We start from the raw sequence: 21,457 nt of genomic DNA, 5'->3' as shown, positions 1-21,457 counted from the left end.
AGCGATCCGAAACGGGAGTTTCGGATCAGACACTGACAGAATGCCGCCTCAATCCTGATCGCGCGCGGCATAGCGGCGGGCCAGCGTCGCGCAGACGAAAAGCTGGGCCTGATGGAACAGCATCAGCGGCAGCACGATCAGGCTGACGGCATGGCCGGCGAACAGGATCGTGGCCATGGGAATGCCGCTGGCCATGCTCTTCTTCGAGCCGCAGAAGACGATGGTGATCTCGTCCTCCTTCGAGAAGCCCAGGCGGCGGCTGGCAAGGGTGGTTGCCACGATGACCATCGCGAGGATCACCAGGTCGATCACCAGAACCACACCCAGATCGAGCGGCGCCAGACGTGTCCACACGCCCGCCACCATGCCCGCGCTGAACGCGGCATAGACCACCAGCAGGATCGAGCCGCGATCGACATAGCCGACGATCTTCTTGTAGCGGGCCAGGAACGGCCCGATGAACGGCCGCGCGACCTGCCCGGCCGCGAAGGGCAGCAGGATCTGCATGGCGATGGATTCGAGGCTGTGGAGCGAAAAGCCCCCGCTGGCCGAAGTCGGCAGGACCAGCGCGGTCAGCAGCGGGGTCAGCACGACACCCACGAGGTTGGAGACCGAAGCACTGCACAGCGCGGCGGGCACATTGCCACGCGCGATCGAGGTGAACGCGATCGAGCTTTGCACCGTGGAAGGCAGCACGCACAAGTAGAGCAGCCCAAGCGCAATATCAGGGGCGACCAGCCCGCCAATGGCATGGACCACGAGGATCCCGATGATCGGAAAAAGTATGAAAGTGCTGGCAAAAACCAGACCCTGAAGCCGCCAGTGGGCGAGCCCCTGCCACACGGCCTGTGGCGCCAGACGCGTGCCATAGAGGAAGAACAGCAGCGCGACCGCCACCGTCACGGCCATGTCGGCCCAGGCCACTCCGGCGCCATGGGCGGGGAACAGCGCGGCCAGCGTGATCGTGCCGATCAGCATCAGCAGGTAGGGATCGATGAGCGTGCGGAGCCTTTGCATGAGCGGCCTGTCCTTGTTTTGCGCCTCTGGGTTTTGCGCCTCTGGTTTTTTGCGCTTCCAGCTTGCCTTGCGCGTTAGGCGGGTGCGCGATCATGCACAATCTTGATCATCGTGATAATAGTCATTCAGAATTGCGATAATTGACCTGTCCCGCCCCCGATGCGATAGCCTTGGGCCATGATTGGCCCCGACCTTCTGCTTGCCTTCGTCACGGTTGCCGAATGTGGCAGCTTCACCGGCGCGGCGCGGGTTCTGGGGATGCGGCAATCGACCGTAAGCCAGCAGATCCGCCGCCTCGAAGACCTTGCGCGCCGCCGCCTGCTCGCCCGCGACACCCACCGCGTGGCGCTCTCGACCGAGGGCGAGGCTTTTCTCGATCATGCCCGCCGGGTTCTGGCCGCGCATGGGCAGATGGACGCGCATCTGGCCGGCATGCGGCTGCGCGGGCGGCTGCGGTTCGGGGCTTGCGAGGATTTCGTGCTCTCGGCCCTGCCCGACGTGCTGGCGCTGTTTGCCAGTCGCCACCCCGATGTCGACGTGGCGCTGACCGTGGGGTTGAGCGAGACGCTCTACGACCAGTTCGACGCCGGGCAACTCGACATGGTGCTGGTGAAAAAGCGCAAGACCGAACGGCGCGGGGTGACTGCCTGGCGCGAGACGGTGGGCTGGGTTTCCCGGCCCGACCACCGCGTCGAACCGGGCGAGCCGGTCCCGCTCCTGCTCTATCCGCCGCCAAGCGTGACCCGCGCGCTGGCGCTCGACACGCTCGAGCGCGAAAGGCGGACATGGCGGGTGGCCTTCACCAGCGGAAGCCTGAGCGGATTGACGGCAGCGGCCCGCGCGGGGCTTGGTGTCATGCCCCATTCGCTGCGCCTCATCCCTCAGGGGCTGGCCCCGGTCCGTCTCCATGGCGACTTGCCCGAACTGCCCGGCATCGAATTTGCCGTGCTGGGCCCGGGCGGCAACCATCCGGCAGCAGAAGCCCTGACCGCCGCGATCCTTCACTGGGCCGATGTCGGTACGTCTTCTTCCGGTTTTGCCCCTTGAACGGGTGAAACCCACGCCGCCCGGCTCAGGCGGGCGGCCAGAAAATCGATCAGCACCCGCACCCGCGCCGGGCGATGGAGGCCCGGCGGGGTGACGAGATGGAGCGCGATGTCGGGCAGGCGCCACTCGGGCATGACCTCGACCAGTTGGCCCGAGGCCAGATGGTCCCAGACCATGAAATCGGGCTGAAGCGCAAGGCCCAGCCCGGCCAGCAGCGCCGGGGCCAGCGCATCGGCATTGTTGGCCCCGAGCCGCCCCTTAACGGTCACCACATAGTCTCCTTGCGCGGCATGGTGAAAGCGCCACGAGGCGGGAAGATCGAGGTTGGTATAGAGCAACCCCTCGTGATCGGACAGTTCGCGCGGATGGACGGGCGTGCCATGGGCGGCCAGATAGGCGGGGGCGGCCACCAGCGAGCGGCGCACCGCGCACAGCCGCCGCGCCCGCAGCGAGGAATCCCCCAGTTCGGCGATGCGCAGCACCACGTCGTGCCCGCCGCCCACCACATCGACCCGCGCATCGGACAGATCGAGATCGAGCGCGACATGCGGATACAGCGCCATGAATTCGGGCAGGAGCGGCGCGACATGGCGCAAGCCGAAGCTCATCGGCACGGCCAGCCTCACCAGCCCGCGCGGGGTGTCGCCCTCGGCGCCCGCCTGTGCCTCGGCGGCCTCGCCATCGGCAAGGATGCGCCGCGCGCGTTCGAGCACGCCGCGCCCGCTTTCGGTCAGCGCCAGACGGCGGCTGGTCCGGTGCAGCAAGGGCACGCCGAGCCGCGCCTCAAGACGGCCCAGCGCCTTGGATACCGTGGGCTTGGACAGCCCCAGCGCCTCTGCGGCGGCGGCGAACGAGCCGGTATCGACGACTTTGGCAAAGATCGCCCAGGCTTCGAGGTCGGGAAGAGACATTGATAAAATTCCTTCACCGATGGTTTTCCATCATTGCCATTTCTTTGCAAGCGGGAATGCCTAGATTGGCCCCAACAGCCGCAGACGAAGCCCTTACCCAGCCTTTGCAGACGGCATCAGGAGACAAATCATGATCGAACTGCGTCCCTTTTCCGGTATCGGCCGCGCCAACCACGGCTGGCTCGATGCCGCCCATCACTTCTCTTTCGCCGACTACTACAACCCGCAGCGCATGCACTGGGGCAACCTGCGCGTGTGGAACGACGACACCATCGCCTCGAAGAGCGGCTTTCCGCCCCACCCCCATGCCGACATGGAGATCATCACCTATGTCCGCGCCGGGGCGATCACCCACCGCGACAATCTGGGCAACCAGGGCCGCACCGCGGCGGGCGACGTGCAGGTCATGAGCGCGGGCACCGGCATCACCCATTCCGAATACAATCTGGAAGACGAAACCACCCGCATCTTCCAGATCTGGATCATGCCCACGCGCCGGGGTGAAAAGCCCAGCTGGGGTGCGCGCCAGTTCCCCAAGGCCGACCGTGCGGGCGAACTGGTCGTTCTGGCCAGCGGCTATACGCAAGACAAGGATGCCCTGCCGATCCGCACCGAGGCCCGCCTCGTGGCCGCGACCCTGAAGGCCGGGCAGAGCGTCGACTATGTGCTGGGCGCCGAGCGCAAGGGCTATCTGGTTCCCGCCACGGGCCGCATTTCGGTCAACGGGGTGGAAGCCAACGCCCGCGACGGGCTGGCCATTGCCGATGTCGACACGATCACCATCACCGCGCTGGAAGAAAGCGAAGTGGTTCTGGTCGACACGCTGTAAAAGTCGCTTCGGCGTCATCTTGTCCTGAACGGGCGGCCTTCCCACATGGGGGCCGCCCACCTGACCCTCGCTTCTTCCCGTTCCCCTCCCATCCCCTGCATGCAAAGGCCATGACGCCATGACTGCTGCCCCCGCTCCCTTCCCCGCTTCTCCGGCTCGCTCGTCCACGCTCTCGCGCCAGGACTGGCTGGCGGCTCATCTGGGCACGCAGGATGCCGAGACCATCGGGTGCCGGGCCATGGCCGCGCCCCCTGCGCAGCGGGGCCGGTGGGGCCGGTTCAAGCTCTGGCTGCTGGGCGACAATGCACCGATGCCGCTGGCCGATCCGCGCCTCGAGGCGGTTCGCCGGTTTGCCTGCGCCACCCATGCCGGGATCGATCCCTCGCAGGATCTGGTGGGCGAGCTTCACGGCTTCGGCCTGGCGCCCCCCCAGATCGAGGCGATTGCCCGCTTCGCCGCGTAAACGGACCTTTCACCGGCAGCAAAATCGGCCTCGTGGACTGGACAAGGCCGGGCGCAGGGGGGAAAGGACGGCCACTTGTCCTGTCCCCGCCAGCCCCCTCTCCCTCCAAGCCCGGCCCGGAGCCCGATTTCCCGCATGACTGCCCTCGCATGACTGTTGTCGCCCCCGACGAATTTGCCCGCGCCGCCCGCTTTCTGGCCCAGAGCGAGGACTACCGCGTGCTGCGCCGCCTGCGCCCCGTTCACCAGTTCCATCGCCCGCGCGAGAATGCCGCGCTGCGCGTGGGGGTGGTTCTCGACGTCGAGACGACCGGGCTCGACGCCGAGACAGACCGGATCATCGAACTGGCCATCCAGCGCTTCCGCTACGACGAGGCGGGCCATATCGTGCAAGTGGGCGCGCCGCGCGTCTGGCGCGAGGATCCGGGCGTGCCGCTCGATCCCCGGATCACCGCACTGACCGGCCTGACCGACGAGGTGCTCAAGGATCAGGCCATCGACGAGCCTGCCGCGCTCGACCTTCTGGCCAGCGCCGATCTGGTCGTTGCCCACAATGCCCGGTTCGACCGCCCCTTCGTCGACAGGCGCCTGCCTGCCGCTGCGGGCAAAGCCTGGGCCTGCACGATGGCCGAAGTGGACTGGCTGGCGCTCGGTTTCGACGGGCGGGCGCTGGCTCATCTCGTCTCGCAATGCGGGTGGTTCTACGAAGGGCACCGCGCGCAGAACGACATTCTGGCCGTGCTCTACCTGATGGCCCATGACCTCGACGACGGGCGCACCGTCCTTTCGCATCTGCTCGAAGCCTCGGCACAGGACAGCTTCCGCGTCAATGCCATAGACGCTCCCTACGAGAGCAAGGACCGCCTCAAGGTGCGCGGCTATCGCTGGAACGCGGCCATGCGCCACTGGAGCAAGGACATTCCCGCCAGCGAGGCCGACGACGAACGCACCTGGCTGCTCGAACAGGTCTATGCCGGGCATGGCGCCCCGGCCTTCCTGCCGTTGACCGCCGTGGAGCGCTATCGCTAGCCCAATTGGCCAGACTTAAGCGTTGGCCGGGCTTAAGCGATGGCGATACCCTCAGCGGCAAAGAACGCCGCGACAGGGGCCAGCGCCTCTTCGTGGCGTTTCCAGCGGGCGAGCGCGTCGCGGTAGATCGGGCGGCGCACTTGCGCGGCGCTCGGGGTCGAGACCGGGGCGGCGTTGCGGTGGAAATCGAGGCAGGCCGCGTCCCACTCCAGCCCGCAATGGGCCAGCAGGCGGCGGCTCTCCCCTTCCTGATCGGCGACGAGGGCCTCGTAGGAAACTTCGAGGATGCGGCCCGGCAAGGCTTCCTGCCAGAAGGCCATGAGGCGGTGGAAGCGGGCGTAATAGCGCGCGATGTCGATCAGGTCGTAGCTGTAGTCGTAGTAGCGCGAGGAAATCGCAAAGAGATTGCGGAAGTTGGACAGCACCGTGTCCATCGGATGGCGGCGCAGGCAGACGATCCGCGCCTGTGGCAGGGCCTGCGCGATGAAGCCCGCATACTGGAAATTGCCGGGAAACTTGTCGATGAAGCGCGCGCCCTCGCGCCGCCGGTGATGGCGGGCGCGGGCCAGATAGTCGTGCCCGATCGCGGCAAGGTCTGCCGATGCCGCCGACACGATGGTTTCAGGGTCGAGCACGGTGCGCGTGCGCGTACCCGCCGCGCGCTTGACCGCCAGCGGCATGGCCTGAAGCTCCCCCGCGCTTTCGACCTGCGGGTGCGAGGACAGGATGCGATCGACCAGCGTGGTCCCCGTGCGCGGCATGCCGATCACGAAAATCGGCGCCTCGTCCGAAGCACCGGTGACAGACCGGGCGGCAAGACGCGGCCAGGCCGCCTCGATCGCATCGAAATTGGCGGCATCGACCGTGGCGAAATCATAAGGCAGGCGCGCGCGATATTCACCATTGGTGGCGAGCAGTTGCGCCATGGCTGCCCCGCCCTCGCCCAGATCGTCCTGCTCCTTGGCCAGCGCATAGCCGAGCAGCAGGCGATCACGCGGATCGCGCGCCTGCCCCAGAACCTGCCCAAGGCGGGCGACATGGTTGCCCTGCGGGCTCACCTTGCGCAGACCGGCGAGCAGGTGATGCGCGCGCGCATCGCCCGGAACGCGCGCCAGCAGCGCCTCGATCACCTCTTCGGCTTCGTCCACTTTCCCCAGAAACCCGAGGGCTGCGGCCAGATTGTAGCGATAGTCGCTCACCTCGGGCGCGGTTTCGACGGCAAAGGCAAAGTGGGGCAGCGAGGCGGCATGATCGCCGAGCCGGGCATAGACGCAGCCCATGGTATCGCGGCTGAGCGCGTCATCGGGCAGGTCGGTTTCGGCATCGGCCAGTGTCTGCGCGGCGGCGCCGTCCTGACGGGTGAGGATCTGGAGCCGGGCGAGTTGGGCGCGATATTCGCCGCGCGGGGCCAGTGCGATGGCCTGTGCCAGTTCGGCCAGCGCCGGACCGATCGCCCCCTGCCCCGCCTGCGCCATGGCCATCAGGAAACGCCCCTCGGCGGCAGTCTCGGGCCGGGCGACAAGCGCGGCGGCAAGCCGGGCGGTTGCCCCCAGATCGCCCCGCGCAAGCGCCTCACGCGCGGCGACGGAGCGGGACGCAGGAGGCGCGATCGAAGGCGAAAGAGAGGTCAGAACGCGGATCCTGTCAGACGTGGTGGCGGCGCTTGCGCATGGCCTCGATAACAGGAACGAACGGGAACAGGAACTGCTCGCGGATCGACAGACGGCGCAAGTCGTCCTGACCCACCACGGTCGCCTCGCCATCGCGGAACGTGCCGAACACCCGGTCGATCAGGATCAGGCTGTTGGCATAGTTGCACCGGGTGCTTTCATAGTCGGTCGAATGGTGCAGGCTGTGATGGCGGATGGTGGTGAGGAAGAACGAATAGAACGGGGGCGGATCGGCGCGCACATTGGCATGGGCAAAGCCCGAGACGACCTGACCGACACTCGCCGCACACAGGATCGCTGCCGGCGTGAAATCGAGCAGGGCGATAATCCCCAGGCTGATCAGGAACAGTTCGAGCGGATTGCCGACATAGCCCTTGAGGGCGTTGAGCTGGGTGATGTGGTGATGGGGGGCATGGGTCAGCCACAACGGGGTCCAGTTGTGCATGCCGCGATGCATCCAGTACTGGCCAAACTCGAACAGCGCGAAAATGATGCCGACCTGGGCCAGAAACGGCAGGTGTTCGAGCCAGGGCGTTGCCAGCCCCAGATGGGCCTTGGCCGCCTTGAGCGGCGCTTCGGCAAAGAATTCGGTCGCGCGCGAGATCACGATGGTACCCAGCACGACATAGAAGACGTCGGTGGCAAATTCCCGCCAGTTCATGCGCCAGCCCGCGTGGCGCTCGAACAGCCATTCGAGGCCCAGGATGAAGGCCGAGACCACGGTCGAAAGGATCGTGAGCGTCCACGGGTTGTCGACCACCGACCGGGGTGCATAGCCCCAGAACAGGACGACGGCGAGCAGGGTGGCAGGCGGGATCAACCCGATGAGACGCTGTTTCATGACACTTCGTTCTCTATTATCCGCGCCCGTCGCGTGTTCACGCCGGGATCGGAGCGCCTGAAAGCGGGCTCCGAAAAGCGGGCTGATTGTCGAAAAGCGCGGCCATCGCGCGCGCGGGGCATGAAAAAACCGGCCCCGTCACCCCCGGCCTGCCCCTGCCCGAGGGCAGAAGCAGACCGACAGGAGGCAACGGGCCGGTACACGCGGTTTCTTACTTGTAGTGGAAGCGCAGGTCGATGCCGACCCGGCGCGGCGTCAGCACGCCATAGGCATAGTAACGCTCGACGACATCGGTGCGGACCTGGTTGTACGAGGACTTGTCGTTCTCGACGGCCGTGACAGCATACTTGTCGAAGATGTTGTCGGCATAGACACTCACGTCGAACGTACCGCCATGGTAGGTGAGCGACGCACGGCTGGTGTTGTAGGCGGGCATGACCTCGCCATTGCCGCGCAGGCCCACGCGCGAGTAGATGTCGCCGGTAAAGGCCGTCGTCCAGCTCGCCTCGATGTCGTGGCCATTGGCCAGCGGATAGGTGTAGGTCGCCCCCACCGCGCCCGAGTTCCTGGTCGAGCCGGGCAGGCGGTCGCCGGAGAAGGCGCTGTAGGGAACGCCCTGGCTGACGACGAGATCGGCCACGTCCTGGGTCAGGTGAGCGTCAGTGTACGAATAGTTGCCGCGTACCGACAGACGATCCGTAACCTTGAGCTGGGCCGAGAAGTCGATGCCCTGCGAAATGGCCTTGCCCGCGTTGACGGTAATGCCCACCGCCCCGTTGACCGTCGTGCTCTGGATCTGAAGGTCGTTCCAGTTGATGTGATACCCGCTCAGGGTGAAGTCGAGGCGCTTGTTGAACAGCGAGCCGCGAATGCCCAGTTCCGCGTTGCGGGTCTTGTCGGGGCCGTAAGCCAGTTCGTTGGGCATGGCGCAAACGTTCTGGCCGGGCGGAAGCGGCAGCACGCAAGGCGCCACGCGGTTCACGTTACCGGGGCGATAGCCGGTGCTGTAGGTAAAGTAGGCCATCAGGTTCGGGCTGAACTTGTACGAGGTGTTGGCCTTCCACACGACACCGTCCGAGCCGGTCGAGCCGCTGCGGATACGGCTCGGATCGAACACGACCAGCGGATAGGGCGTGCGACGCTGGCCACCGGACAGAAGCGGCGTGTCGGTGCCGCCTTCGGCAAAGGCGTTGTACGAATAGTAGCGGATGCCGCCGGTGACCTGCCAGGCCTTGGTGATGTGGAACGTGCCTTCGCCGTAGACCGCCTTTTCCTTCATGCGGGTGTTGACGAACGACATGTATTCCAGATTGTCGGGACGGTAGATACCGGCCCAGTCCGCATAGCCGGGCACATATTCGCGATACTGCGAGCCATAACGCATGTTGTTGTAGAAGCCGCCGAGCACCCAGCTGAACGGCCCGCCATGGGTCGAGACCAGGCGCAGTTCCTCGTTGAACTGGTGATACTTGACCGTCGAGCGGTTGTACGACGAGAACTCGGGGAAGGCTTCATAGCCATAGTCGAGGTCGAGCAGGAGGTCGGTGTTGTCGCGCTGGGTGTGGTTGGTCTGCGTGGTGAAGGCAGTGGTCGAAACCAGCTGCGCCACGTGGCCAAGGTTGGCGAAGACTTCGGCTGAATAGAGGTCCGACTTGCGGCTGGTGGGTTCCAGATAGCGCCACGGTGCCTCGTAGCGGCCAGTGCCCATCACGCCCGCGCCATTGGCCTGCGCGCCGCCGGTCTTGGTGATCTGGTGCGCCCAGGTGAAGTAGGCCTTGAGGTCGGGATTTACCTCAAGCAGCAACTGGTTGCGCGTGGTGAAGGTGTGTTCGTAGTTCACGTCCTTCTTGGAATAGAAATTGGCGGCCTGCTGGGCGGGCGTGCCGAACGAAGCGCCCTCGCCCGTGGCGCTGCGACCGGGCTGCGGGTCGGACACGCCCGGCTGGCGCAGCAGGTAGTTGTAATCGATGAAGCCCGGATTGTCATAATAACCCACCGTGCTGCGCAGCGCGATGTGGTCCTTGAGGATCGGGATGTTCACCGTGCCATCGGCATTGATGCCCGCCGAACGGCTGTGCGATTCCCCGAACCAGCGCCCGTGGAGATCGACCGAATAGTGCTCGGCATCGGGGCGGCTGGGCATGTAGCGCACCGCACCGGCCAGCGTGCCGAGGCCATAGAGGGTGCCCTGCGGCCCCTGAAGAACTTCGACGTGATCGATGTCGAGCAGCTTGAAGTCGACGTAGAGCGGCACTTCGCCCAGGTAGACACCCACCGCCGAGTTGGCATTGGCGCCGTTCACCGAAGAATCGCTCGAATTGACGCCGCGCAGAACGATGTTGCCGCTCGACCCCGGCCCGGTGTCGACCACCGTCATGCCCGGCGTGAAGGCGGCCAGCCCCTTGACGTCGTCGATGCGCTGGCGGGCCAGTTCGGACGGACTGATCGCGCTGATGTTGATCGGCGTGTCCATCAGGGTGGTGGCACGGCGGGTGGCCGTCACGACGATGGCGTTGCCCTCCCCGCCCGCATCGGCGGCGCTCGCGTCGGGAGCGCCAGCATCGGGAGCGGTCTGGGCCAAAGCCGGGACGGAAGCGCAGCCCATCATCATGGTCGCGCAATAGAGTGTGGTACGGAAAGTTCGTTTGGTCACGTCAGCCCTCGCCTCGCTCGAAAAGCCAGTTGCCGAAGACATCCTCTTTGTTTTCACACGGGCCCGCCCAGTCGGGCCAGGGCGGGCTCTTTGCGAACCTCGCCAGTCAATTGCATTCCAGTACGCAGACACGTCTGCGCGCTTTGTCCGAAAGGCCGGCAGCCCCCTTTTGATCTGCCGTTCGACACCTGGACACGACCTGCTCCGTCAAGTCAGGAGCAAATATCCCGAGAGAAAGGCGCAAGTACCCGTTTGCAAAAGTGCATCACGCACTGTTCGCATCATCGATATTGCGTCAAACTCTACTTTGTTCCGCCCGAGATGCCCCGCCTTGCGACGGGCCATCTGCGCCGGATTCCTCATTCGTGTTTTGGTGTCGCCCTGAACATCGACACCCACCACGGTACCGATATTACATAATCGGTCAAGCGTAATAATTCATGAGCCATTCAGTATGACGCCCGAGTGGGTGCAGCGCGAAAAACAGGCATTTTTTGCCTGAAACAGGGGCCGGACAGAGCCATCGCCCGCGCCTCATGCGATGCAGGATTGCCACAGGAAGCCCTCGCGCGCGCCGTCAAAAGCCCCTTGCTTGATTCGCGATTCGGCCGCACCATCGATAGCAGAACGGCAAGATGTCGCCCCGCAGCATGCCTGCGTCAGGTGCGGACTTGCGACCAGAAAACCCACCATCAGTGATCACAAGGCGGCGTCTTTCCGGCGTGGCGCGGGCGCTCTCCTGTTGCAGATGCATTATTATTACCAAATGCAGAACTTGTAATATTTTTGCATGGACAAGGCCGCGCATTGCAGCGATGGTGCGGTTGCGAACAGGGAGCGAATCATGATCAAGAAGATCGGTGAGGCGGGCAAGGTTGCCCTGATGGCAGGCATGCTGGCCGGAACCGCAATGCTGGCAGGCTGCTCGCCGGCTCCCGCCGGACAGGCCCAGAAGAAGACCGAATTCAACATCGGCTGGTCGATCTATGCCGGCTGGATGCCCTGGCCCTATGCCCAGCAGGCCGGTATCGTCAAGAAATGGGCCGACAAGTACCACATCAAGATCAACATCGTTCAGGTGAACGACTATGTTGAATCGGTGAACCAGTTCAACGCTGGCAAGTTTGACGGCGTGACGGTTACCAACATGGATGCGCTGACCATTCCGGCTGCTGCCGGCAAGGACACCAGCGCGATCATCATGGGTGACTATTCGAACGGCAACGATGGCGTGCTGCTCAAGGGCGCCAATTCGATTGCGGCGCTCAAGGGCAAGCAGGTCTACCTCGTCGAGCTGTCGGTCTCGCACTATCTTCTGGCACGGGCGCTGGGCACGGCGGGCCTTTCGCTCAGCGATGTCAAGACGGTGAATACGTCGGACGCCGACATCGTGGGCGCGTTCTCCAGCCCCGATGCGCAGGCCGCTGTCGCCTGGAACCCGCAGCTTTCGGTCATGCGGGGCCAGCAGGGGGTCAACCAGGTGTTCAGCTCGGCCCAGGTGCCCGGCGAAATCCTCGATCTGCTGACGGTCGACACTGCCACGCTCAAGGCCAATCCCGATCTGGGCAAGGCGCTGGCAGGCATCTGGTATGAAACCATGGCCCTGATGAAGCGTCAGGATGCGCAAGGCAAGGCCGCGCGCGCCGCCATGGCCAAGCTGGCCGGCACCACGCCCGAGGTCTTCGACAACCAGCTCAAGACGACCTTCCTCTACGACGATCCCAAGGCAGCGGTTGCCGCCACCGGCTCGCCCTCGCTGGTCACCACGATGACCCGCGTGCGCGATTTCAGCTTCTCGAAGGGGCTGTTCAAGGGCGCCTCGTCGGCGGACGCGGTCGGCATGAGCTTTCCGGGAGGCAAGACGCTGGGCGAAGCACAGCATGTCACGCTGCGCTTCGACGACAGCTTCATGAAAATGGCGGCTGACGGGAAGCTCTGAGCCGCCCTTCCGGGGCCAAGTTTGTCCGCAAGTCTGATCGAGGGAACACGCACCATGCGGTGGGTCAACCGTAACATGCGCCGCAACGACCGTCTGGTCGCCGGGGCCATTCCGATCCTGATCCTGGTGATCGGCTACCTGATCATGGCGGCCCAGCGTCATGCCGCCAATCCCTCGGACAAGATCCTGCCGCTGCCCGGCGCGATGATCCAGGGCATGGCCGCACTCGTCGCACAGCGCGATCCGCTGTCGGGTACGTTCCTGTTCTGGACCGATACCCTCGCCAGCCTCGAACGTCTGGGCATGGGGCTGGGCATTGCCACGATCATGGCCCTGCTGGTTGGCCTCGTGCTGGGCGTGCTGCCGCCGGTGCGCGCCACGTTCGGGCCGCTGGTGACGGGCATCGCGGTGATCCCGCCGATCGCGCTGCTGCCGATCCTGTTCATCGCGCTCGGGCTTGGCGAGACGGCCAAAGTCGCGCTGATCGTGGTGGGTATCGCCCCGGTCATGATCCGCGACATCACCGACCATGTCGCCGCACTCCCGCGCGAGCAGATCATCAAGGCCCAGACCTTGGGCGCGAGCAGCTGGCAGATCATGATCCGCGTTGCCCTGCCCCAGGCCATGCCGCGGCTGCTCCAGGCGGTGCGTCTGGCGCTGGGCCCGGCCTGGGTCTTCCTGATCTCGGCCGAGGCGATCGCTTCGGACACCGGGCTTGGCTATCGCATCTTTCTGGTCCGCCGCTACCTCTCGATGGACGTGATCATCCCTTACGTGGCCTGGATCGCGCTTTTGGCCATCGTCATGGACGTGGCGCTCGATCAGGCCAGCAAGCGTCTCTTCCCCTGGGCCCATGGAGCAAGCCATTGACCGCGCTCCTCTCCTTCCGCGACATCTGGGTCGAATTCGGCGACCGGATCATCCTCGAAAAGATCAACCTCGACATTGCCGAGAAGTCGATCGTTTCCATCGTGGGCCCTTCGGGCGCGGGCAAGAGCAGCCTTTTGCGGCTCGTGCTCGGCCAGCAGGCCCCCTCGCGCGGGCGCATCCTGCTCGATGGTGCCCCGCTGGCCAGCGAATGCGGGCCTGACCGGGGCGTCGTGTTCCAGCGCTATTCGGTGTTTCCGCACCTGACCGCGCTTCAGAACACGATGTTCGGCATCGAATGCGCCAAGGCGCCGCTCACCGCACGCCTGTTCGGCTCGGCCCGGCGCGCCGCCCGCGAGGAAGCGGTCGCGATGCTCGAAGCGGTCGGCCTTGGCCACAGCCTCGACCAGTATCCGGCGGAACTCTCAGGCGGCATGCAACAGCGCCTCGCCTTTGCCCAGGCGCTGATCAAGCGCCCGCGCATCCTCCTGCTCGACGAGCCGTTCGGCGCGCTCGATCCGGGCATCAGGGCCGACATGCACGCCCTCGTGCGCCGCCTGTGGCGCGAGCACGGGCTGACCATCATGATGGTCACCCACGACTTGCGCGAGGCGTTCTCGCTCGGAACCCGCGTGCTGGCCATCGACAAGGTGCGGCACGATCCCCACGCCCCCCACCGCTTTGGCGCCAAGGTGGTCTACGACCTGCCCTTGCGCCAGCGTGACGAGTCCGAAGGGCTTGAAGGGGCCGAAGATGCCGCGCCCGAAAAGGAGCCTGTCCCCGATCAGGCCCACCCCCAAGCCGTAGCGCACTAAGAAAGGACCCGACGATGAGCAGCGAACCTGCCAGCCTTGCCAGGCTCAGCATGAGCCTGCCCGCGGACCTCTTCCGCAAGCTCGACATGATGGTCGAGGAGCGCCAGCTTCCCTCGCGCTCGCAGCTGATTGCCGAACTGATCCGCCATGCCCTGGCCGAGCACGAGGCGCTCACCCGCCCCGACGAGATGCTCGCCGGCACGATCACCCTCGTCTATCGCGGTGATCGCGGACGGGTCCGCCACCAGCTCGCGCAGACCCAGGCCGACTACCTGATCGAAGTGATCTCGTCCCAGCATGTGTTTCTGGAAGACGACCAGTCGCTCGAAGTCCTGCTCGTGCAGGGCCCGGCGATCCGCCTCAAGGATCTTTCCGACGCCCTGCGCCGTGTGCGCGGCGTCCAGCAACTCGAACTTGTCACCACCACCGCCTTGCTGCCGCCCATCTATGTTCAGGATGCGGCCAAGGACGCCTCTGATGGAGCGGCTGCATGACCGACACGCTCACCCAAACTCCCGCTGCAAACCCCACCGGCAGCCCGCTGGCCAACCCGCTGGCCGCGCGTGACCATGCGCGCGCCATGGGGGGAACCGTGGTGGAATCGATGCCCGTGCTGCCCCCGGTCGCCACCGACCTGCCCGAGGGCGTGGCTGCCGGTGATCTCGTCTGGGAAGAAACCATCGCGGCAGGGGGCTATGCCACCCGCGTCCTTGCGCGCGGCACCCGCCTGCGCCTGATCGACGTCAAGGGCGATGCCTGCGCCGGTCTTCAGGTGTTCAACGCGGCCATGCCGACCGAGCGCCTGAACGTGGCCGATACCGTCAAGGTCCAGTGGAACGCCTATCTGGGCGCGGGCAAGCTCCTGCTTTCGGACATGGGCCGCGTGCTGATGAGCCTGGTCGAAGATGGCGCCGCCACCCACGACTGTTTTGCGGGCACCTCGAACGCGGCCACCAACCTTGCCAAATATGGCGAAGGGCGCAACAGCGGCGCCTTTCCCAATGGCCGGGACCGTTTCCTGCTGGGCGCGGCCAAGCATGGGCTGGGTCGCCGCGACGTGCACCCGTGCATCAACCTGTTCAAGGGTACCCGGATCGAAACCGACGGCACGATCACCCCGCTGGTCGGCCCTTATGAGCCGGGCCGCGAAGTGGTGCTGCGCGCGGAGATGGACGTGATCGTGGTGATCGCCAACGTGCCCCACGTACTCGATCCCCGCCCCGCCTATACCGCGACCCCGCTGCGCGCCACTGCATGGCGCGGGGCCGTGACCGGGCAGGACGATCCCGTGCGCAACGCGACGCCCGAAGGCCTGCGCGCCTTCCTCAATGTCGAAGACTACTTCCGCCGCTGAAAAGGTAGGGGCCATTTCCATGAACGCAGATATTCATCTTGCCGGTCTTTCGGGCGCCGTGGTCCACGACGAAGTGGTGCCTGCCCGCGCGCCCTGGCTTCATCATGTCGCCGCCGGGCAGACGCTGCGCATCGTCGACCTTGAAGGCAACCAGGCGGTCGACTTCCTGATCTATTCGGCGGCGGATGATGCCGAACGCTACAGCGCGCAGGATACCGTGGCGGCGCAGGGCAACCTGTTCCTGCGCAAGGGCACCGTGCTGATGTCGAACGAAGGCCGCCCGTTGATGACCATCGCGGGCAGCGCGGTCGAATACCACGACACGATCGGCGGCGCTTGCTCGTGTGAGTCCAATACCTTGCGCTATGGTCATCACACCAAGTCGCAACATGCCTGTGTCGAAAACTTCCTTGAAGCCAACCTTCTGGAAGGGCGCGGCAAGCGCGACATCGTCTCGAACATCAACTTCTTCATGAACGTGCCGGTCGAAGCCGACGGTTCGCTGGGCATCGTCGATGGCATTTCCGCGCCGGGCCTCACGGTCGACCTGAAGGCCGAGATGGACGTGATCGTGGTGGTCTCCAACTGCCCGCAGATCAACAATCCGTGCAACGCCTTCAACCCCACCCCCGTTCGCATGATCGTGACCGCATGAGCTTCGATACCGTCCTCATCGCCAACCGGGGCGCGATTGCCACCCGGATCATCCGCACGCTCAAGACCATGGGGCTGCGCTCGGTCGCGGTCTATTCCGAGGCCGACGAGGGTTCGCTCCATGTCGCCATGGCCGACGAGGCCGTCTGCATCGGGGGCGCCCGCGCCACCGAGAGCTATCTCAACATTCCCGCGATCATCGCGGCAGCGAGGCAGACCGGCGCCGGGGCGATCCACCCCGGCTATGGCTTCCTGGCCGAAAACGTCGAATTTGCAGATGCCTGCGCGGCGGAAGGGATCGTCTTCATCGGCCCCACGCCCGAGAATATCCGCACCTTCGGCCTCAAGCACAGCGCCCGCGAACTGGCCGCTGCCCATGGCGTTCCCCTGGCGCCGGGCAGCGACCTTCTCACCGACGAGGCGGCCGCGCTTGAGGCCGCAGACCGCATCGGCTACCCGATCATGCTCAAGGCCACCGCTGGCGGCGGCGGCATCGGCATGCGCGTGTGCGAGGACGCAGACGCCGTGCGCGAGGGCTTTGCCACGGTCGCGCGCCTGGGCAAGAGCAACTTCGGCGACGCCGGGGTCTTCCTCGAACGCTATGTGCGCCGCGCGCGCCACGTCGAAGTGCAGATCTTCGGCGATGGCGAGGGGCGTATCGTCGCCCTTGGCGAGCGTGACTGCTCGCTCCAGCGCCGCAACCAGAAGGTGGTCGAAGAGGCCCCTGCCCCACTGCTGCCCGAAAAGGTCCGTCAGGATCTCTACGCCGCGGCGATCAATCTGGGTCAGGCGGCGCGCTATCGCTCGGCGGGCACGGTCGAATTTCTCTACGATTCCGACCGTGAGGAGTTCTTTTTCCTCGAAATGAACACCCGTCTTCAGGTCGAACACGGCGTGACCGAAGAGGTCATGGGCGTCGATCTGGTCGAGTGGATGATCCGGGGCGGCGCGGGCGACTTCGCCTTCCTCGATACTGCCCCGACCCGCCCGAGCGGCCATTCGGTGCAGGTCCGCCTCTACGCCGAAGACCCCGCGCAGGACTATCGCCCGACTTCAGGCACGCTGACGGCGGTCGAATTCCCCGCCGACATCCGCACCGAAACCTGGGTCATGGCCGGCAGCACGGTCAGCGCCTGGTACGATCCCATGCTCGCCAAGCTGATCGTTCACGCCCCCACGCGCGAGGAAGCTGTGCTGGCCATGCAGGCCGCGCTCGACAAGGCGCGCGTCGACGGGATCGAGACCAACTTGCGCTGGCTGCGCTCGGTCGTCCGCTCGGACGCCTTCACCAGCGGCGAAGTTTCGACCCGCGTGCTCGACACCATCGCCTTTGCCCCGCGCAGCTTCCGCGTGATCAGCGGCGGCACGGCCACCACCGTGCAGGACTGGCCCGGTCGCCAGCACCTGTGGGACGTGGGCGTGCCCCCTTCGGGCCCGATGGACGACCAGTCGTTCCGCCTCGGCAACCGCCTGCTGGGCAATGCCGAAGGCACCGCCGGGCTTGAAGTGACCCACACCGGACCTTCGCTCGCGTTCTCGTCTTCGGCGCGTATCTGCCTGACCGGGGCCGATTTTGGCGCCACGCTCGATGGCGTCCCGGTCGAGCGCGGGGTGGCTGTCGATGTGGCCGCCGGCCAGACGCTCACCATGGGCCGCACCCGTGGCGGGGGTATGCGCGGCTATATCCTGTTTGCCGGCGGGCTCGACATCGCGCCCTATCTCGGCAGCCGCGCGACCTTCGAGCTCGGCCAGTTCGGCGGCCATGCCGCGCGCCGTCTGGTGGCGGGCGATGTCCTTCATCTGGGCGATGAACCGCTCGAAGCTCCGCTGGAATCCACCGGCCTTCCCGCGCTGCCCACTGAATGGACCTTGCGCGTCCTCTATGGCCCGCATGGCGCGCCCGATTTCTTCACGCCCGAAGACATCGCGATGGTCGTCAATGCCGACTGGCAGGTTCACTACAACTCCAACCGCACCGGCGTGCGCCTGATTGGCCCCAAGCCCAAGTGGGCGCGCTCGGACGGGGGCGAAGCGGGCCTCCACCCCTCGAACATCCACGACAACCCCTACGCCATCGGCGCGGTGGATTTTACCGGCGACATGCCGATCATTCTGGGCCCCGACGGGCCTTCGCTGGGTGGTTTTGTCTGCCCGTTCGTGGTGATCGCCGCCGACCAGTGGAAGATCGGTCAGCTCGTGCCGGGCGACCGCCTGCGCTTCGTGCCGGTCAACATCGCCGATGCCAAGGCCGCCGATCTGGCCCAGCAGACCCTGCTTTCGAGCGGAGACGTTCCGGTCAGCACACCCGCGCGCGAGGTGGAGACGCTCAACCCCGTCCTCGCGGAAATTCCCGAGACGGCGGGCCGTCCGCGCACGGTCTATCGCCAGCAGGGCGACCGCAACATCCTGGTCGAATATGGCCCGATCGTGCTCGACATCGAGTTGCGCATTCGCGTCCATGCCCTGATGACCGAGATGGAGCGTCTGGCCCTGCCCGGCGTGATCGACATCGTGCCCGGCATCCGTTCGCTTCAGCTTCACTTCGACGGCATCGCCCTTGATCAGGCAGCCGCCCTTGCCGCGCTGATCGAGGCCGAGGAGCGCCTGGGCGATCTGGAAGACTTCGCGATCCCCTCGCGCATCGTCCACCTGCCCTTGAGCTGGCGCGATCCGGCGACCATCGAGACGATCGAGAAGTACATGAGCGCGGTGCGCGACGACGCGCCCTGGTGCCCGGACAACATCGAGTTCATCCGCCGCATCAACGGCTTGCCCGATGCAGCCGCGGTAGAGAACCTGATCTTCGAGGCCAATTACCTCGTCATGGGTCTGGGCGATGTCTATCTCGGCGCGCCGGTCGCCACGCCGGTCGATCCGCGCCACCGTCTGGTCACCACCAAGTACAACCCGGCCCGCACCTGGACCCCGCCCAACGTGGTGGGCATCGGCGGGGCCTATATGTGCATCTATGGCATGGAAGGCCCCGGCGGCTACCAGTTGTTCGGGAGGACCATTCAGGTATGGAATTCGCACCGTCAGACCGATGCCTTCATCGAAGGCAAGCCCTGGCTGCTGCGGTTCTTCGACCAGATCCGCTTCTACCCGGTCAGCGCCGAGGAACTGGTCGAATGGCGCCGCGATTTCCCGACCGGTCGCCGTTCGATCAGGATCGAGCAGTCCGAGTTCCGTCTTGCCGACTATCGCGCCTATCTGGCTGAAAACGCGGAAGGCATTGCCGAATTCGAGGCCCGCCGCAAGGCCGCCTTCGACGAGGAACGCGCCGACTGGCAACGCAAGGGCGAGTTCGACCGGGTGACGGATCTGGCCGATGCCGATGCCCCCTCGGCCAGCACCATCGAACTGCCCGAGGGCGCCGATCTGGTCGAAGCGCCGTTCGGCGGAAGCGTTTGGAAACTGCTCGTGGCCGAAGGCGACGACGTGAAAGCCGGGGATACCATTGCCGTGCTCGAAGCGATGAAGATGGAATGCCCGGTCGAAAGCCCCGGCAGCGGCACCGTGGCCGCGCTCTACATGGAAGAAAAGCAGGCCCTCCAGCCCGGCGCGCCGATGCTCGCCCTGCGGAGGCACGCATGAGCGCGCCCGAGCGGCTGAGCGTCGCAGGGATTGCGGCAGCCGTCCATGCGGGCGCGACCACCGCGCTCGCCGTGGCCCACGAATGTCTGGAACGGATCGCCGCCTATGACGCGATCCAGCCCCAGATCTGGATCGGGCGCCCCACGGCAGAGGCCCTGCTCGAACAGGCCGCCGCCATCGACGCGCGCGTGGCGGCAGGGGAACACCTGCCGCTCGCGGGCGTGCCCTTTGCGGTCAAGGACAATATCGACGTGGCGGGCCTTGCCACCACGGCGGCCTGCCCGGCCTTCGCCTATGAGCCCGAAGCCTCGGCCACGGTCGTTGCACGCCTTCTGGCGGCCGGTGCGCTGTGTCTGGGCAAGACCAACCTCGACCAGTTCGCCACCGGCCTTGTCGGCACGCGCAGCCCCTATGGCATCCCGCGCAATGCCTCCAACCTCGCTTATGTGAGCGGCGGATCGAGTTCGGGCTCGTCCGTCGCGGTCGCCGCAGGCCTTGCCGCCTTCGCGCTGGGCACCGACACCGCCGGTTCGGGCCGCGTGCCCGCCGCCTTCAACCACCTGATCGGTTTCAAGCCCACCAAGGGCCGCTGGAGCACGCAAGGGCTGGTTCCGGCCTGCCGTTCGCTTGACTGCATCTCGGTCTTCACGTCCGACACCGCCGATGCGCGCCTCGTCGATGGTGTGGTGGCCGGGTTCGACGTCGCCGATGCCTGGTCCAGGCCCTTGGCAAACCGCCCCGTCGGCCACAAGGTCATCGGCGTTCCCCGCCGCGACCAGCGCGTGTTCTTTGGCGACGCGGAATCCGAATATCTCTATGATCGCGCGCTCGAAAAGCTCGCCACGCTGGGCACGATCGTCGAGATCGACATCGAACCGCTCAAGGAAGCCGCGCAACTGCTCTATGGCGGCCCGTGGGTGGCCGAGCGCACGGCAGCCATTGCCGGGCTCCTCGCCAGCAATCCCGAGGCCATCGATCCCACGGTCCGCACGGTGGTCGAACCCGGCCTGACCCAGGGCGCGGTCGAACTGTGGAACGGCATCTATCGCATGGCCGAACTCAAGCGCCATGCCGACGGCCTGTTCGAACAGATCGACATCTTCGCCTTCCCCACCACCGGCACGACTTATCGCGTGGCCGAACTGGCCGTGGCCCCGGTTGCCCTCAACAGCAACCTTGGCGCCTATACCAACTTCGTGAACCTGCTCGACATGGCCGCGCTGGCCGTGCCGGCCGGGGTGCGCGCCAATGCCACGGGCTTTGGCATTACCCTGATCGGCCCGGCAGATACCGACCGTGCCCTGCTCGACATTGCCGACGAATATCTGGCGATTGCCGATCTTCCCCCCGTTCCCCCGCTCGACCTGGAGGGCAAAATGCAGACCGTGAAACTCGCCGTTGTCGGAGCCCACCTCAAGGACATGCCGCTGCACTGGCAGCTCACCTCGCGCAACGCGACGTTCGTGGAAGCAACGCAGACCGCGCCCACTTATCGCCTCTATGCGATCGCCAACAGCGTGCCGCCCAAGCCCGCACTGATCCATGCCGAAGATGGCGCGGCCATCGCGGTCGAGGTCTATGAAATGGGCGTCGCTGAATTCGGCAGCTTCACCGTCGAAGTGCCCGCCCCGCTCGCCATCGGTACGGTGACCCTCGCCGATGGCACCAGCGTCAAGGGCTTCGTGGCCGAACCTCGCGCCATCGAGGGCGCCCGGGACATCACCGATCTGGGGGGCTGGCGCGCGTTCATCGCCCAAAACGCCTGAAGACCCGCC

Annotated in this window: 17 protein-coding genes; 12 read left to right on the top strand and 5 right to left on the bottom strand. The window is 65.8% G+C overall.

All coding sequences use genetic code 11. The features are described 5' to 3' along the window. Nucleotides 1-48: 48 nt before the first annotated feature. Nucleotides 49-1,017, bottom strand: a complete 969-nt coding sequence (locus SBI20_RS02625) for a bile acid:sodium symporter family protein (protein ID WP_317973584.1) — start codon at nt 1,015-1,017, stop codon at nt 49-51. Between the two features lie 177 nt (nt 1,018-1,194). Here SBI20_RS02625 and SBI20_RS02620 point away from each other — a divergent pair, with 177 nt between their 5' ends. Continuing rightward, on the top strand, nt 1,195-2,064 hold the full coding sequence (locus SBI20_RS02620) for a LysR family transcriptional regulator (RefSeq protein ID WP_317973583.1): 870 nt from the start codon (nt 1,195-1,197) through the stop codon (nt 2,062-2,064). Here the strand turns inward: SBI20_RS02620 and SBI20_RS02615 are convergent. Beyond that, on the bottom strand, nt 2,019-2,975 hold the full coding sequence (locus SBI20_RS02615; protein WP_317973582.1) for a LysR family transcriptional regulator: 957 nt from the start codon (nt 2,973-2,975) through the stop codon (nt 2,019-2,021). The genes SBI20_RS02620 and SBI20_RS02615 overlap by 46 nt on opposite strands. A 130-nt stretch (nt 2,976-3,105) precedes the next feature. Here SBI20_RS02615 and SBI20_RS02610 point away from each other — a divergent pair, with 130 nt between their 5' ends. From SBI20_RS02610 to SBI20_RS02600, 3 genes are all read left to right on the top strand, one after another. Continuing rightward, nucleotides 3,106-3,804, top strand: a complete 699-nt coding sequence (locus SBI20_RS02610) for a pirin family protein (protein WP_317973581.1) — start codon at nt 3,106-3,108, stop codon at nt 3,802-3,804. Between the two features lie 118 nt (nt 3,805-3,922). After that, nucleotides 3,923-4,267, top strand: a complete 345-nt coding sequence (locus SBI20_RS02605; RefSeq protein WP_317973580.1) for a hypothetical protein — start codon at nt 3,923-3,925, stop codon at nt 4,265-4,267. A 149-nt stretch (nt 4,268-4,416) separates the two neighbouring features. Further along, nucleotides 4,417-5,295: a 3'-5' exonuclease gene (locus SBI20_RS02600; RefSeq protein WP_317973579.1), complete on the top strand. Its 879-nt coding sequence runs from the start codon at nt 4,417-4,419 to the stop codon at nt 5,293-5,295. 32 nt (nt 5,296-5,327) lie between these two features. Here the strand turns inward: SBI20_RS02600 and SBI20_RS02595 are convergent, their stop codons facing one another. The 3 genes from SBI20_RS02595 to SBI20_RS02585 all read right to left on the bottom strand — a co-directional run bounded on the left by SBI20_RS02595 (nt 5,328) and on the right by SBI20_RS02585 (nt 10,459). Next, a complete protein-coding gene (locus SBI20_RS02595; protein WP_317973578.1) occupies nt 5,328-6,776 on the bottom strand; it encodes a tetratricopeptide repeat-containing sulfotransferase family protein in 1,449 nt (482 codons plus the stop codon). A gap of 163 nt (nt 6,777-6,939) precedes the next feature. Beyond that, a complete protein-coding gene (locus tag SBI20_RS02590; protein ID WP_317973577.1) occupies nt 6,940-7,806 on the bottom strand; it encodes a sterol desaturase family protein in 867 nt (288 codons plus the stop codon). Nucleotides 7,807-8,017: 211 nt separating this feature from the next. Next, nucleotides 8,018-10,459 carry a TonB-dependent receptor gene (locus SBI20_RS02585; RefSeq protein WP_317973576.1) on the bottom strand — a complete coding sequence of 814 codons (2,442 nt, stop codon included), beginning with the start codon at nt 10,457-10,459 and terminating at the stop codon, nt 8,018-8,020. A gap of 844 nt (nt 10,460-11,303) precedes the next feature. Here SBI20_RS02585 and SBI20_RS02580 point away from each other — a divergent pair. From SBI20_RS02580 to atzF, 8 genes are read left to right on the top strand one after another with little or no spacing between them, the layout of a single operon-like run. After that, nucleotides 11,304-12,398 (top strand): putative urea ABC transporter substrate-binding protein, encoded by a 1,095-nt coding sequence (locus tag SBI20_RS02580; protein ID WP_317973575.1) that lies wholly within the window; start codon nt 11,304-11,306, stop codon nt 12,396-12,398. A gap of 54 nt (nt 12,399-12,452) precedes the next feature. Next, the gene (locus SBI20_RS02575) at nt 12,453-13,268 is read left to right on the top strand and encodes an ABC transporter permease (protein ID WP_317973574.1); all 816 of its coding nucleotides are present in this window, start codon (nt 12,453-12,455) and stop codon (nt 13,266-13,268) included. Continuing rightward, complete coding sequence (locus SBI20_RS02570; protein WP_317973573.1) at nt 13,265-14,080, top strand: ABC transporter ATP-binding protein; 816 nt, start codon at nt 13,265-13,267, stop codon at nt 14,078-14,080. Before SBI20_RS02575 ends, SBI20_RS02570 begins: the two co-directional genes overlap by 4 nt. A gap of 14 nt (nt 14,081-14,094) precedes the next feature. Next, nucleotides 14,095-14,574, top strand: a complete 480-nt coding sequence (locus tag SBI20_RS02565) for a CopG family ribbon-helix-helix protein (protein ID WP_317973572.1) — start codon at nt 14,095-14,097, stop codon at nt 14,572-14,574. Then, nucleotides 14,571-15,434 (top strand): urea amidolyase associated protein UAAP1, encoded by an 864-nt coding sequence (locus tag SBI20_RS02560; protein ID WP_317973571.1) that lies wholly within the window; start codon nt 14,571-14,573, stop codon nt 15,432-15,434. Before SBI20_RS02565 ends, SBI20_RS02560 begins: the two co-directional genes overlap by 4 nt. Nucleotides 15,435-15,453: 19 nt before the next feature. Then, nucleotides 15,454-16,089, top strand: coding sequence for an urea amidolyase associated protein UAAP2 (locus tag SBI20_RS02555; protein WP_317973570.1), 636 nt, complete (start codon nt 15,454-15,456; stop codon nt 16,087-16,089). Further along, nucleotides 16,086-19,682: an urea carboxylase gene (gene uca / locus SBI20_RS02550; protein WP_317973569.1), complete on the top strand. Its 3,597-nt coding sequence runs from the start codon at nt 16,086-16,088 to the stop codon at nt 19,680-19,682. The genes SBI20_RS02555 and uca overlap by 4 nt, the downstream gene beginning before the upstream one ends. Further along, a complete protein-coding gene (gene atzF / locus SBI20_RS02545; protein ID WP_317973568.1) occupies nt 19,679-21,448 on the top strand; it encodes an allophanate hydrolase in 1,770 nt (589 codons plus the stop codon). Before uca ends, atzF begins: the two co-directional genes overlap by 4 nt. The last annotated feature ends 9 nt before the right edge of the window (nt 21,449-21,457 follow it).

Origin of the sequence: Novosphingobium sp. IK01 (assembly GCF_033242265.1) — a bacterium.
Taxonomy (GTDB): Bacteria; Pseudomonadota; Alphaproteobacteria; order Sphingomonadales; family Sphingomonadaceae; genus Novosphingobium; species Novosphingobium pituita.
Note: the sequence above shows the minus strand (reverse complement) of the source record. Positions and strands in the feature narration are given on the sequence as shown.